The organism is Clostridium sp. AF37-5 (genome assembly GCF_003477605.1).
Classification (GTDB): Bacteria; Bacillota; Clostridia; order Lachnospirales; family Lachnospiraceae; genus Eubacterium_F.
In genome coordinates this window covers 42,688-52,519 of sequence record NZ_QUDR01000002.1, presented here as the reverse complement: position 1 = coordinate 52,519, position 9,832 = coordinate 42,688, and the positions used below count along the sequence as shown (strand labels likewise).

Here is a 9,832-nt window from a genome sequence, read left to right as displayed (position 1 = left end):
ATAGACCTCCTATAATAAACAAAATTCTGCAACTTTTGTATCAGCTTCCGTTTCTGATATACAATTATTGATTTCACGCTTAACACCCTCAATGCAAGATTCCATATCCTTTTTTACAATTGGATTCATAAGAATTCCTTTTGTTTTAGAATATTTGCATAAAATCAACTGGCGGCCTTCCTGTTTGATTTCGTAATTGTATTTTAACTGCATAAAATTTCCTCCTTTTCTTCATCCGTAATATCCATCTCCAATGAATACTGGTTTTTGAAAATAATAATGCGAAATGGTCTTTTATCAAGCCCCATTTCTTTTACACGTTGACACGTAGATGAGAATACCTTTTGAGATTCTTTTCCTAATACCGATATCATGCTTTTCCCTCCTGCTCAATAATTGTAATTTCATTTTTGCCATAATCGTAATAATATACAGAATTTGACAAAAAATCTTTTTCTGTTACCGCTTCTTTGTTGACTTCATGCACTGTTTTCTGCATTTCTGTTGTAGAAGCTAACGCCGATTCTTTAGGAATCACTATGCACTCATGAACAGAGGATGGCAAAATATACACATCTCTTTGAAAAGTTTTATGAAGCCAGTCCGGATAAAGAATTACAGACGCACCAAAAAAACTATCGTTGTTTGTAATAATTATCATTGGATTTGATTCAAAGTCTTCTTCCGGCAAAAGAGATTCAGTTCCCGGTGTAAATTTCAATATCATCTCTCGCATTCCTTCTGATACAGCAGGAAAGAAAGTAGGAGTATTAATCATTGCAGCCGCATATAATTCTGATTCAGAAACATCTAATTCAGACAAAAGATGCGGGGTAATCATGAATGACAATATTCGCTCTCCATCTTTACCAATAAGACAATGATAACCAATTGCCATATCTAAATATGACCGTCCTACTGTGTTACCTGGGATTGCCGGTACCAACCGGAAAAACACTTTATTAAGCAGCTCCTGCTTTGTCCTTGGCATCTGTTTGTCACACTTTCTCGTAACTTCTTGATGCTTTAACAAAGCATCTTGTCCAAGGATAATGATTTCCTCCGGAGTTACTTCTGTGTTAACAAATTGTGACATCCAGACTACCGGGCCAATATTCGCATTCATCGATTCTTCGTAAAAAAGAATTCCTAATCCTTTTTCTTTGCTTTGAATTAATTTTACTTTTACCGGCGAAAGCTTTTCTACTTCCGCTAAAACTTCTTTCGCTTTACGATACTGGATACACTGCTCATAGACCTTATAATGGTCATTTGAACACTTTTCTCCATAATCATTTGCCAGTTCCACACTATCAATGAATCCTTCCACCTCAGATTCATTAACTACGATTTCACCTGAAATAAATTTCATAATGTGCTCCTTTCTGTTGTTCAATTGAATTACTCCAATTTGTTTAATAGATATATTTAATATGTCTGCTATGCTAATACATAAAAAAAAGAAGGCCGAAGCCTCCTTTTCTTACTAAACAGGAAATTAGAGTTTAAATCCTAATGCCTCTTCAATTGCAGCAATCTCTGTTTCTCCATTATTTTCCATCATTTTTTCGTCCAATGTAATGGCAATCTTTTCAAAATCATCATCCGATAAAGAATCAAAAATATCTTCCGGTAAATAATTTTCAGAAATATCTTTGCCCCACTGGATATTTTCCTGACGATGTAATTCCTTAATTGTGTCGCCATCCAGTGTAACTTTTTTTACCATTTACATTTCATCTTATTCCTCCTTATTATATTAAGTCCATCTGTTATTCAGTTCTTCAAAAAGCTTGTCTAACATTTGCATGTCAATTTCATATGCATTATGTATGTTTTTCTTTGCCAAAATTTCTTTAACCTCATCTGCCATATCTCTTCTGCCTTTTAAATACGCTTTATGAATTGCTTCATTTACTATTCTGTTTAAATCTAGCATAATATCCTCCAATCTACTTTAGTTTCTAGGCAAATATATCATTTCATTATTTTCGTTTGTCACTTGAACCCAATCAATAAGTTCCCCAGACCATTGGATAAGTCCATCTTGCATTGCAATATTATCTAAAATAGTAGCAATTTCTTTTGCTTTTTCTAAATCTTTACCTCTCCAATATTCTGCATAAACATCATTATCTTTATCATAGCCGTCAACTGTATACATATTTTTTCCTCCAATCTACGTAAAGTAAATCTTAGTTTCAAGTCTAAATTCCCACTTATTTCCATTCCAGTCGTAACAGCTATATTTCATTTATACCACCACCCTCTACAATGTCTATTGCATCACTTCTATCAATAACATCATCTTTACATGAATAGCAACAACTTTTATTAGAACACTTATCTTCACATGTTCCATATTCTTCCAACTGTTCAATTACCTTATCTCTATCAAATGCAGTTGGAATATCATCAATAATTGTTTGGATTTCTTCTTCACTTAAATCTGTCTTTTCCATAAATGCAGATTTAATATCTACAATGTCACACAATCTCATAATATCTATCATCCTTTCTAAAGAAATGCGAATTTACTCTGCCTCTGTAATTTCTAAAATTTCACAATAGTCACTGGTATCTCTTTTAAATGAATTTATTGCCTTGCGTTTGCTAGTAGCTTTTATCCAGTATAAACCAATTTTTTCTATATCATGATTTATAAACCTTATATAATACGTTTTCATTTACTTTACCTCCAATCCATAAGAAATACGAATTTAATCCTTATATTTTAATTGAATAAATCCAATCTTCAAAGTCCTCATAATCCATAAGTCTTCCGTCTACTTCAATATAATTATCCTGTTTACATTCTCTAACTACAGAAAATCCATCAAAGTTTCCATATACTCTTACAGTTAGACTATCTACTTTTTCAAATTTCACATTCCATGAAATTAATCTTCCTAATATATAAGCCATATTTATCATCCTTTCTAACTTCATATTATTTCCATTCACTAGTAAATGCGAATTTCATATACACCAGTATTCTTCTCCATCCATTGCTCGCTTCACTTCATCAATGGATAAATCGTATAAGTCGGCAACAAAATCTATTGCACTATCAATACATTGCAATGATGCAAACTTTCGTCTACGCCTTAGACAACTGATTGCCTGCAATAGATTTCTTTCTTTATGCAATAATTCCTGCTGTTTTACTTCAGCATATTTTTCATAATTGCTTTTACTCATTTTTCTTACCTCCAATTCCAAAAGAAACAACTCCTTTCGTTGTAAAGTAAATCTTAGTTTCCTTTTCTTGTATTCCAGTAATCTATTGTTTTTTCTACTGGATTTTTTGCACCTCTCATAAAACTTTTAAAACCCATCAATCCACAATCTGCACATTGAATTTTTACATCAAATATACCTTCATATGTTGGTTCTTTTAAGTAAATTCTTTCTGAACCACACATAGGACAAGGTTTTGCCTTCCCTGTTAAATTTCTCATCATATTATTTAATTTCCTCACTTTCCTTTGAAATGCGAATTTACTTATACCAACCTGACTTAATACATTTTCCATTCACAAATATTCTAAATGCCATTTCCATTTCTTTTGCATATCTAATTGCTTCTGCAATAGATTTACATTTTTTTGGTGTCATGCAATATCCCCAACGAGTATTACATATAACTGTACATTCTTTCATTTCTCTTACCTCCAATCTAATGAAACACACATTTGCTGTTCTATAATTAGCTTTATTCGTCAATCTCATCTGGATAAACAATAATCCCATGTTTTCCATTGATTTCCATTTCATAGCAATATACATTATCTGTTTCTTTTCCATCTACCATTTCATATACAACTTTTTCAATAGTGCCAATAGCACCACTATAGGTTCTTACTCTTACTTCATCCATTTCTGTAAATTCCATATCTGTTCCTCCTTATGCCTAGTCTTCTAATACATATCCATCGTTACAAAATCCTGTTACGCCTGATAAGTAATCAGAAATTTCATATTTATCCGCCATCCCATTTGGAATTTCAATTTCTGTTGGAAGATAATCTCTTTCCTCCTCGCGGTCAACATCCCACATAATATTAGTTGCTTTCATATAATTATCCACCTTTCGTTAAAAAATTTTAGTTTTAATTGTTATCAATAATCATCGCCATCTTCAATTAACTCGCCGCAGTCAGGACAACATGGACAACGTTCTTCTTCATCAAATGATAAATCAGTCATTCCCATTTGCCTTGACCATCTATATCCGCAAGATGGACATTCATAAGTGTCTTCATCAATTTTTATTTTATTTGCCATAGTTTGCTCCCTTCTATGTAAATCTTAGTTTACTTATGCCTTTATTATCTGTTTATAACCGCCTCTTTCTAATATCAACTTTGCAATAGATAGTTTATAATATTTATAACACCATCCACCATTTAACATTTGGCATTTGTAATATGTTCTTTTTTCATTTGCATACCATGCTTTTATCCATTCTTCATCTCGATAAATTTCCCCTGAAGAAAATTGGAATATGCCTTCATTAATTTCTCTCATATTACCCTCCGTTTCCCCTAGTAAATGCGAATTTACTTTGTTTCATCTACTGGGTTTAAATCCACAATGTTTTTTACTTGTGCCTTTTTTATTGCTTCTGTATTTGTTTTTGCTTCCACATACTTTACTTTGTATGTATTACCTACAACGTAATCAACTCTCCATTTCATATTCTTCACCTACCTTCTAATGAAACACGCATTTAATTACCATTCTGGTGTTTGTAATTTTAATACGTTCTTCATGGCAAGTTCCATTCTTTCAATCTTACTCTTCATTTCCACTAACTTTGCCTGCATATATGCTTCTTTTTGTGTCTCAAAAAATCCTTCATAATTGGAGTCTTTAAGATTAGATAGCAGTTCATCTACACCAAATTTTTTTATTGCATAGTCAGAAAACACTCCCTGAGACAATGCGTAATTATTTCCATGTTTCTTTTTCTCGTTGGCGTTTAATTTGTAGATTCCCCAACTTCTTTCTAATAACTCACTCTTTTTAATTTCTTGTACCAATTTCATTCTTCTTACCTTCCTTTCCAAAAGAAATATCCATTTACTCAATTACATTTCTCAAAATTCTTTCAATTAGATTAAATATGGTTGAATCGAATCTGTTTTAACAATACAACTCTTCCAATTTGTATTTGCATCAACATCTCCAATATACTCATTAAAATAAGTTGTCACTTCTTTTCCATCTTCTGTTGAGTGAGAACTTCCCACTCTCCCTACTACTTCTTTATTATCTTCATATCTCCTAGCTTTATAAAAGAATTTCTTTTCGTTAATCATATAACTTCTCCTTTCTCAGTTAAAAAATCAAATTTACTTCTCTTATACTTCTACAATAAATCGTCTTCCTTTCGTCCAATTTGCCGCTTCCAATGCATCATCAGATACATTCAGCCTTACTACCAAATCTCCATTTTCAATATAATAACTTGTGTTATCATATTTCTGATTGAACAACTGTTCAAATTCTTTCTTCATTTGTTCTACTTTTGCTCTGCGTTTCTTTGTCAATTCTGCATCATATTCAAAAGTATCACCATAATTATACATCAATGGTGTATTGACCGTATTTTTTGTATAATCTGCAAAGACTCTATATCCGGCAAGATTATCAAGCACAACAATTTCATCGAAGTCAGCATTACAATGTTCATTTACAAATGCAAGAATATTTGCCTTTGTGTATTTCATTTTTAATTCCGCATTGCGTTCGCAGCTTAATCGTGAATAATTTACATCATCAATTTTAGGGTCGCTTGTTATATAATGACAGAAATCACAACAAATATATCCATCTTCTGTTGTTATTATTTTTTTGGGACTTTCTAACTTTCCTGCTACTCCATATCTTACTCTCGTATGTTTGCACCCTGAAGACATTTCAAGATAGATTTTTTCACCTGCTTTATTAGTAAATGCTGTTCTAATTCTACAATTCTCAACGTCATTTGCCGGAACGCATCCGGCTCCTTCAAAATATAATGTTTTCATATCATTTTCTCCTTTCAAAATTAGTTGACACAGGCTGATTAAATCAGCCCATGTTCTTCCATAAATAATTTGCTGAATTCATATCTCTCCGGACAATACTTTTTAATATCGTTCAATGTGTATCCAACTTCCAGTAATTCCATAAAGAAATCCAGTTTATCTGTCTGGCTTTCTATTACTTCATTGAATCGAGCGGTAAGTTTATCCGCCATATCAACTCAAAACGATACTCGTCCGTTGTCATCCAGCCGTCCAATCCATAATTGTTCTTACAGAAATCATAAGATGGCGCCATATATAATTCATATTCTGGGTCATCCTTCAGATAACGGGCCCCGTTATAATATGTATCATCTAAAATATTTCCGCCAATTCCCAAAAACGCAAGCCAAGATTCATTTGTTCCTTCAGACTCCTTTACTAACGTTTTTGCTTCTTCTTTAGAAATATCATAGGTACATAAAGCACCTGCATCATTGTATACCGAAACAAAAGTTTCTGTTTCAGGATTATACAAATCAATTCCTTTGCTAATCAAGTTATACATGTCTTTCCAATTTTTAAATTTCATCATCTTCCATCTCCTTGTCAATAAAATATGTTACATTTTGCAAATACTCCGGTTTAATTTCCCAAAAAGTTGCTTGAATGTATTGTCCGTTTATAACCCAGTCAGAATTAATTGGAGTTACGTCAAATATTTTCTCCCAACTTTTTTTCATAATTATTTTCTTTTTGCTAAGCGGCAAAGAATCAAACCATTTATGATTTTCTTCCCATTCGATTTCATTTTTCCCATCAGCTAGATAGTAGCCATTAAGAACGGCGTGCCAATTATCAAAATCAGATAATAGCACTTGTTCATCCGGGACCGCTAATTCAAGACAAGCATATTTTGTTCCCGGAATACCAAACCCACCTTCTTCAAGATTAAGTTTTCGTTTCCAGTCATATGTATGCCATGCCCAGATAGGAAAAACAACATTGGACGGTTTAGGAAATCTTTTTTCCATTTGAGTTACCATCCAAGCGTATGCTTCTTTTAACTCTACAGAAAAGCCGCTTTTTTCTGGGTCACAGATAAATGTCTTTCCTTCTTTTAGCAGTTTAGCCACTTCAACCGGCTGAATGCTATAAAGTTTCATAGTGCTCTCCTTCCTGTTCAGTTTTATGAACTCCTATTTTTTTAATTGATATTTATAATATGTCTGTATTCTCTAAGCAATAAAAAAGCGCCGGGATATCCCGACGCCAAAAATTAAATCAGACTAAGAAAAATGAGACCATAGAAAACGACTTTATACAACTGTACAAAGAAATTTTCATAAAAGCTTTTTGACTTCATTTCTAATACATCGTCTGTTTTGTGAATAAGTAAAATTACTCTTATAATACAAACAAAACGCCACACAATCAAAATGATGGCCATTACACGAATGGTAATATTGGCAAATGTTGACATTATAAAGAAGCACCATAAAATTGAAATGATATGAAGAACAATTTTCAACACTCCTGAAACGTCAAAAAGTTTTTCTCTTTTTTCGCCATTAAGATTAACACTAATTGACATTTTACTTTCTTCCGTAAAAGTCTCTTCTCTGTAAGTGCCGTTCCATTTTTCCAAAAAAAACAAAATACAAAGCAATAAAGAACAGCTAAGTAATATAGCAATAAATATCAAAAACATAATAATACCTCCTGAAACTATCTACAATATCATGCTAAGAAAAATGAGACCATAAAAAATGACTTTGTACAGACTTTCAAAGAATTCTTTGTAAAAGCTTTTTTGTCTCTTTATATCTAACAACGTGTCTTTCGTTTTGCGAATGAATATAATATCTCTTATAATACAAATAAGCTGCCATATAATCAGAACAGCCGCCATTATATAAATAATGACATTTGCACATATTGATGCTAGGTAAAAGTACCAAAAGCCCCAAAATACATGAAGAGCAATTTTGAACGATACTGATATATAAAGAATTTTATTTCTTTTTTTATCTTCAAAAGTACTCATTCTTTTTTTATCTTCATCCGAAAAACATACTTCTCCTTCTTCATATGTACCTTTCCATTTCGCCACAAAAAGCGAAATACAGTATAATAAAGAAGAAAAAACCAATACACCAATACCAAAAATTAATAACTTTGTCATAATAATTACCTCCTATTTTATAAGTTAGCGCTTTACTAATACATATCCTAATAAGCTGCCTACAATCGAAGCTAAAATCACTAAACAAAAAGAAGTTTCTTCATCTTCTGTATTTTTTGTTTCTTTTTTAGATTTTATTTCTTCTTTTGCTGCTTTGGTTCCGTTTTCATATCCACGTTCCCAAGCTTCCTGAACTGCATTAACGGAAGCGGTAGGCGTAGTAGATATTTTAGCCTTAGCGGTATCGCTATTTTTTAAAGCAAAACAAGCTAATGTACAAATCATACAAGATATCAATGCTGCACGCGGCATTATTCTATGTAACTTATTTTCCATTTTTAAGACCTCCTTATCTTAATTCAACAACAACATTATCCTGTGCAAGATACAAACGTTCTTCGAGTTTTTCATCATAAATCCCCGGTAAAACTTCGATAGCTCCGGTAACTCGAACGACAGTAAAATCTTCTGCTTTTACTATCCAGTTTGCATTTATTACAACAGGCTTTCCTCGATATGTTGTAAGATGCATTAATCCATTTGTAATCTCTGCTCTTTTCACATACTCATACCATGCATCTCCATTACCCACACTCATATAAAGACGAGTGATTTTGGTATATTCCGGTTCTCCGGTCCATACCATATTCGGATTCCATGGTTTTAATACAACATGTCCTTCTAAAGTTTTCATTTTGTAACCTCCTAGTTTGTTTAATTTTTTTGTGTTCTCCTTATTTTTGAAAACCTTAGATTTAATATGTCTGTTAATCTCTTCTTATAAAAAAACGTCAAGATAAATCCCCGACGCCTAAAAAGTTAAATAAGATTCAAGAACAAGATTCCGTAGAAGCAGATTTTAAGAATTCTCGAAATCATTTGTTGCTTAAATCATGACTGCTTTTGCTTCATCTTCCGAATCATACTCATTTGGACTTCTGTTTCTTCCGTTTCTTCCATTTCATCGGGAATAAACGCCAGAACAACCCATGCCAGAACAAGCCCTATAAGCAAAATTGCCGCCAAAACAAAACAAACAATAGCTATCATATTTCGTTCTCCTTTTTTCCACATCTTTTCAAAATCTCTTGATTATAAAGCCTTTGCTTTTCGTCCATTTCCCTTGATTGAGCGGACTGTGTTAAAATAATTTTGTTGTCTTTTTCGTCAAATGTAATATACGACCAATCAATTTTAGAAGCATTATCTATCAATGATTTATAATTAAGCGTTCGGTTATCATATACAATGGCAATTTTGTTTTCCTCGGCCGCGTTTATCGCTTTTTTACACGGTGAATTTTCAGTATCAAAAGCTAGTTCTATAATAAACACGGATGCGAGAATGATAATAGTAATAAAAAAAACAGAAAAAGTAATACGGTTTTCATCCGTTTTAGCGTGAATAAAAAGGCAAATTAATATCGTAAGCATAATTAGGATGGTAAAAACGGAATTAAAACCGCCAATAATGCCTACCTCTTTATGTAACTCATTTATGATTTCTGTTGCATTCATTTTCGTCCTCCTTCTTTTTGCATTTTTGCAAAACATTTTGATTATAAAGTTGATGCATTTTGTCTTCTGTTCGAGACGGTTCATTTAATTGTTCTATAATAATTTTATTGTCCTTG

29 protein-coding genes are annotated in these 9,832 nt (G+C 32.4%); all 29 read right to left on the bottom strand.

What is annotated here, in order from left to right:
- Positions 1–9: 9 nt before the first annotated feature.
- On the bottom strand, positions 10–213 hold the full coding sequence (locus tag DW019_RS01700; protein ID WP_118442310.1) for a hypothetical protein: 204 nt from the start codon (positions 211–213) through the stop codon (positions 10–12).
- On the bottom strand, positions 204–374 hold the full coding sequence (locus tag DW019_RS14915) for a hypothetical protein (protein ID WP_182431011.1): 171 nt from the start codon (positions 372–374) through the stop codon (positions 204–206). The genes DW019_RS01700 and DW019_RS14915 overlap by 10 nt, the downstream gene beginning before the upstream one ends.
- Entirely contained in the window at positions 371–1,372 is a 1,002-nt protein-coding gene (locus tag DW019_RS01695; RefSeq protein WP_118442309.1) for a DUF5688 family protein, read from the bottom strand. Before DW019_RS01695 ends, DW019_RS14915 begins: the two co-directional genes overlap by 4 nt.
- 126 nt (positions 1,373–1,498) lie before the next feature.
- Positions 1,499–1,729 carry a hypothetical protein gene (locus DW019_RS01690; RefSeq protein ID WP_118442308.1) on the bottom strand — a complete coding sequence of 77 codons (231 nt, stop codon included), beginning with the start codon at positions 1,727–1,729 and terminating at the stop codon, positions 1,499–1,501.
- A gap of 30 nt (positions 1,730–1,759) precedes the next feature.
- Entirely contained in the window at positions 1,760–1,939 is a 180-nt protein-coding gene (locus DW019_RS01685) for a hypothetical protein (protein WP_118442307.1), read from the bottom strand.
- An 18-nt stretch (positions 1,940–1,957) separates the two neighbouring features.
- Complete coding sequence (locus DW019_RS01680) at positions 1,958–2,164, bottom strand: hypothetical protein (RefSeq protein ID WP_118442306.1); 207 nt, start codon at positions 2,162–2,164, stop codon at positions 1,958–1,960.
- Between the two features lie 79 nt (positions 2,165–2,243).
- Positions 2,244–2,501 carry a hypothetical protein gene (locus tag DW019_RS01675; protein ID WP_118442305.1) on the bottom strand — a complete coding sequence of 86 codons (258 nt, stop codon included), beginning with the start codon at positions 2,499–2,501 and terminating at the stop codon, positions 2,244–2,246.
- A gap of 33 nt (positions 2,502–2,534) precedes the next feature.
- Positions 2,535–2,687 carry a hypothetical protein gene (locus DW019_RS14910; RefSeq protein ID WP_182431010.1) on the bottom strand — a complete coding sequence of 51 codons (153 nt, stop codon included), beginning with the start codon at positions 2,685–2,687 and terminating at the stop codon, positions 2,535–2,537.
- 40 nt (positions 2,688–2,727) lie between these two features.
- Positions 2,728–2,925 (bottom strand): hypothetical protein, encoded by a 198-nt coding sequence (locus tag DW019_RS01670; RefSeq protein ID WP_118442304.1) that lies wholly within the window; start codon positions 2,923–2,925, stop codon positions 2,728–2,730.
- 54 nt (positions 2,926–2,979) lie between these two features.
- Positions 2,980–3,201, bottom strand: coding sequence for a hypothetical protein (locus DW019_RS01665; RefSeq protein ID WP_118442303.1), 222 nt, complete (start codon positions 3,199–3,201; stop codon positions 2,980–2,982).
- Positions 3,202–3,254: 53 nt separating this feature from the next.
- Positions 3,255–3,464: a Lar family restriction alleviation protein gene (locus DW019_RS01660; RefSeq protein WP_182431009.1), complete on the bottom strand. Its 210-nt coding sequence runs from the start codon at positions 3,462–3,464 to the stop codon at positions 3,255–3,257.
- A 37-nt stretch (positions 3,465–3,501) separates the two neighbouring features.
- On the bottom strand, positions 3,502–3,663 hold the full coding sequence (locus DW019_RS14905) for a hypothetical protein (protein WP_182431008.1): 162 nt from the start codon (positions 3,661–3,663) through the stop codon (positions 3,502–3,504).
- Positions 3,664–3,715: 52 nt separating this feature from the next.
- Entirely contained in the window at positions 3,716–3,895 is a 180-nt protein-coding gene (locus DW019_RS01655; protein WP_118442301.1) for a hypothetical protein, read from the bottom strand.
- Between the two features lie 18 nt (positions 3,896–3,913).
- A complete protein-coding gene (locus tag DW019_RS14900; RefSeq protein ID WP_182431007.1) occupies positions 3,914–4,078 on the bottom strand; it encodes a hypothetical protein in 165 nt (54 codons plus the stop codon).
- Positions 4,079–4,122: 44 nt separating this feature from the next.
- Positions 4,123–4,287, bottom strand: coding sequence for a hypothetical protein (locus DW019_RS14895; protein WP_182431006.1), 165 nt, complete (start codon positions 4,285–4,287; stop codon positions 4,123–4,125).
- A gap of 33 nt (positions 4,288–4,320) precedes the next feature.
- On the bottom strand, positions 4,321–4,530 hold the full coding sequence (locus DW019_RS01650) for a hypothetical protein (RefSeq protein ID WP_118442300.1): 210 nt from the start codon (positions 4,528–4,530) through the stop codon (positions 4,321–4,323).
- A 32-nt stretch (positions 4,531–4,562) separates the two neighbouring features.
- Entirely contained in the window at positions 4,563–4,700 is a 138-nt protein-coding gene (locus DW019_RS14890) for a hypothetical protein (RefSeq protein ID WP_182431005.1), read from the bottom strand.
- Between the two features lie 36 nt (positions 4,701–4,736).
- Positions 4,737–5,051 carry a hypothetical protein gene (locus DW019_RS01645; RefSeq protein ID WP_118442299.1) on the bottom strand — a complete coding sequence of 105 codons (315 nt, stop codon included), beginning with the start codon at positions 5,049–5,051 and terminating at the stop codon, positions 4,737–4,739.
- A gap of 66 nt (positions 5,052–5,117) precedes the next feature.
- On the bottom strand, positions 5,118–5,324 hold the full coding sequence (locus DW019_RS01640) for a hypothetical protein (protein ID WP_118442298.1): 207 nt from the start codon (positions 5,322–5,324) through the stop codon (positions 5,118–5,120).
- Positions 5,325–5,366: 42 nt separating this feature from the next.
- Positions 5,367–6,035, bottom strand: a complete 669-nt coding sequence (locus DW019_RS01635; RefSeq protein WP_118442297.1) for a hypothetical protein — start codon at positions 6,033–6,035, stop codon at positions 5,367–5,369.
- Positions 6,036–6,073: 38 nt separating this feature from the next.
- Positions 6,074–6,247 carry a hypothetical protein gene (locus DW019_RS14885; RefSeq protein WP_182431004.1) on the bottom strand — a complete coding sequence of 58 codons (174 nt, stop codon included), beginning with the start codon at positions 6,245–6,247 and terminating at the stop codon, positions 6,074–6,076.
- Positions 6,211–6,609 carry a hypothetical protein gene (locus DW019_RS01630; RefSeq protein WP_118442296.1) on the bottom strand — a complete coding sequence of 133 codons (399 nt, stop codon included), beginning with the start codon at positions 6,607–6,609 and terminating at the stop codon, positions 6,211–6,213. The genes DW019_RS14885 and DW019_RS01630 overlap by 37 nt, the downstream gene beginning before the upstream one ends.
- Positions 6,596–7,180: a DUF3841 domain-containing protein gene (locus tag DW019_RS01625; protein ID WP_118442295.1), complete on the bottom strand. Its 585-nt coding sequence runs from the start codon at positions 7,178–7,180 to the stop codon at positions 6,596–6,598. The genes DW019_RS01630 and DW019_RS01625 overlap by 14 nt, the downstream gene beginning before the upstream one ends.
- Before the next feature lie 113 nt (positions 7,181–7,293).
- Positions 7,294–7,725 carry a hypothetical protein gene (locus tag DW019_RS01620; protein ID WP_118442294.1) on the bottom strand — a complete coding sequence of 144 codons (432 nt, stop codon included), beginning with the start codon at positions 7,723–7,725 and terminating at the stop codon, positions 7,294–7,296.
- 21 nt (positions 7,726–7,746) lie between these two features.
- The gene (locus DW019_RS01615; RefSeq protein ID WP_118442293.1) at positions 7,747–8,199 is read right to left on the bottom strand and encodes a hypothetical protein; all 453 of its coding nucleotides are present in this window, start codon (positions 8,197–8,199) and stop codon (positions 7,747–7,749) included.
- Positions 8,200–8,223: 24 nt separating this feature from the next.
- On the bottom strand, positions 8,224–8,535 hold the full coding sequence (locus DW019_RS01610; protein ID WP_118442292.1) for a hypothetical protein: 312 nt from the start codon (positions 8,533–8,535) through the stop codon (positions 8,224–8,226).
- Positions 8,536–8,548: 13 nt separating this feature from the next.
- A complete protein-coding gene (locus DW019_RS01605) occupies positions 8,549–8,893 on the bottom strand; it encodes a hypothetical protein (RefSeq protein ID WP_118442291.1) in 345 nt (114 codons plus the stop codon).
- A 197-nt stretch (positions 8,894–9,090) separates the two neighbouring features.
- Positions 9,091–9,249, bottom strand: coding sequence for a hypothetical protein (locus DW019_RS14880; RefSeq protein WP_182431003.1), 159 nt, complete (start codon positions 9,247–9,249; stop codon positions 9,091–9,093).
- A complete protein-coding gene (locus DW019_RS01600) occupies positions 9,246–9,716 on the bottom strand; it encodes a hypothetical protein (protein ID WP_118442290.1) in 471 nt (156 codons plus the stop codon). Before DW019_RS01600 ends, DW019_RS14880 begins: the two co-directional genes overlap by 4 nt.
- Positions 9,717–9,832: the final 116 nt, after the last annotated feature.

Coding starts and splice junctions, on each gene's coding strand:
- DW019_RS14915 (WP_182431011.1), bottom strand. CDS start 374: ATGATATCGGTATTAGGAAAAGAATCTCAAAAGGTATTCTCATCTACG.
- DW019_RS01680 (WP_118442306.1), bottom strand. CDS start 2,164: ATGTATACAGTTGACGGCTATGATAAAGATAATGATGTTTATGCAGAA.
- DW019_RS01605 (WP_118442291.1), bottom strand. CDS start 8,893: ATGAAAACTTTAGAAGGACATGTTGTATTAAAACCATGGAATCCGAAT.
- DW019_RS01620 (WP_118442294.1), bottom strand. CDS start 7,725: ATGTTTTTGATATTTATTGCTATATTACTTAGCTGTTCTTTATTGCTT.
- DW019_RS01685 (WP_118442307.1), bottom strand. CDS start 1,939: ATGCTAGATTTAAACAGAATAGTAAATGAAGCAATTCATAAAGCGTAT.
- DW019_RS14900 (WP_182431007.1), bottom strand. CDS start 4,078: ATGAAAGCAACTAATATTATGTGGGATGTTGACCGCGAGGAGGAAAGA.
- DW019_RS14880 (WP_182431003.1), bottom strand. CDS start 9,249: ATGATAGCTATTGTTTGTTTTGTTTTGGCGGCAATTTTGCTTATAGGG.
- DW019_RS01650 (WP_118442300.1), bottom strand. CDS start 4,530: ATGAGAGAAATTAATGAAGGCATATTCCAATTTTCTTCAGGGGAAATT.
- DW019_RS01675 (WP_118442305.1), bottom strand. CDS start 2,501: ATGAGATTGTGTGACATTGTAGATATTAAATCTGCATTTATGGAAAAG.
- DW019_RS01695 (WP_118442309.1), bottom strand. CDS start 1,372: ATGAAATTTATTTCAGGTGAAATCGTAGTTAATGAATCTGAGGTGGAA.
- DW019_RS01640 (WP_118442298.1), bottom strand. CDS start 5,324: ATGATTAACGAAAAGAAATTCTTTTATAAAGCTAGGAGATATGAAGAT.
- DW019_RS01690 (WP_118442308.1), bottom strand. CDS start 1,729: ATGGTAAAAAAAGTTACACTGGATGGCGACACAATTAAGGAATTACAT.
- DW019_RS01615 (WP_118442293.1), bottom strand. CDS start 8,199: ATGACAAAGTTATTAATTTTTGGTATTGGTGTATTGGTTTTTTCTTCT.
- DW019_RS01700 (WP_118442310.1), bottom strand. CDS start 213: ATGCAGTTAAAATACAATTACGAAATCAAACAGGAAGGCCGCCAGTTG.
- DW019_RS01610 (WP_118442292.1), bottom strand. CDS start 8,535: ATGGAAAATAAGTTACATAGAATAATGCCGCGTGCAGCATTGATATCT.
- DW019_RS14910 (WP_182431010.1), bottom strand. CDS start 2,687: ATGAAAACGTATTATATAAGGTTTATAAATCATGATATAGAAAAAATT.
- DW019_RS01660 (WP_182431009.1), bottom strand. CDS start 3,464: ATGATGAGAAATTTAACAGGGAAGGCAAAACCTTGTCCTATGTGTGGT.
- DW019_RS14885 (WP_182431004.1), bottom strand. CDS start 6,247: ATGGCGGATAAACTTACCGCTCGATTCAATGAAGTAATAGAAAGCCAG.
- DW019_RS14905 (WP_182431008.1), bottom strand. CDS start 3,663: ATGAAAGAATGTACAGTTATATGTAATACTCGTTGGGGATATTGCATG.
- DW019_RS01630 (WP_118442296.1), bottom strand. CDS start 6,609: ATGATGAAATTTAAAAATTGGAAAGACATGTATAACTTGATTAGCAAA.
- DW019_RS01600 (WP_118442290.1), bottom strand. CDS start 9,716: ATGAATGCAACAGAAATCATAAATGAGTTACATAAAGAGGTAGGCATT.
- DW019_RS01635 (WP_118442297.1), bottom strand. CDS start 6,035: ATGAAAACATTATATTTTGAAGGAGCCGGATGCGTTCCGGCAAATGAC.
- DW019_RS01655 (WP_118442301.1), bottom strand. CDS start 3,895: ATGGAATTTACAGAAATGGATGAAGTAAGAGTAAGAACCTATAGTGGT.
- DW019_RS14890 (WP_182431005.1), bottom strand. CDS start 4,700: ATGAAATGGAGAGTTGATTACGTTGTAGGTAATACATACAAAGTAAAG.
- DW019_RS01670 (WP_118442304.1), bottom strand. CDS start 2,925: ATGGCTTATATATTAGGAAGATTAATTTCATGGAATGTGAAATTTGAA.
- DW019_RS01645 (WP_118442299.1), bottom strand. CDS start 5,051: ATGAAATTGGTACAAGAAATTAAAAAGAGTGAGTTATTAGAAAGAAGT.
- DW019_RS14895 (WP_182431006.1), bottom strand. CDS start 4,287: ATGGCAAATAAAATAAAAATTGATGAAGACACTTATGAATGTCCATCT.
- DW019_RS01665 (WP_118442303.1), bottom strand. CDS start 3,201: ATGAGTAAAAGCAATTATGAAAAATATGCTGAAGTAAAACAGCAGGAA.
- DW019_RS01625 (WP_118442295.1), bottom strand. CDS start 7,180: ATGAAACTTTATAGCATTCAGCCGGTTGAAGTGGCTAAACTGCTAAAA.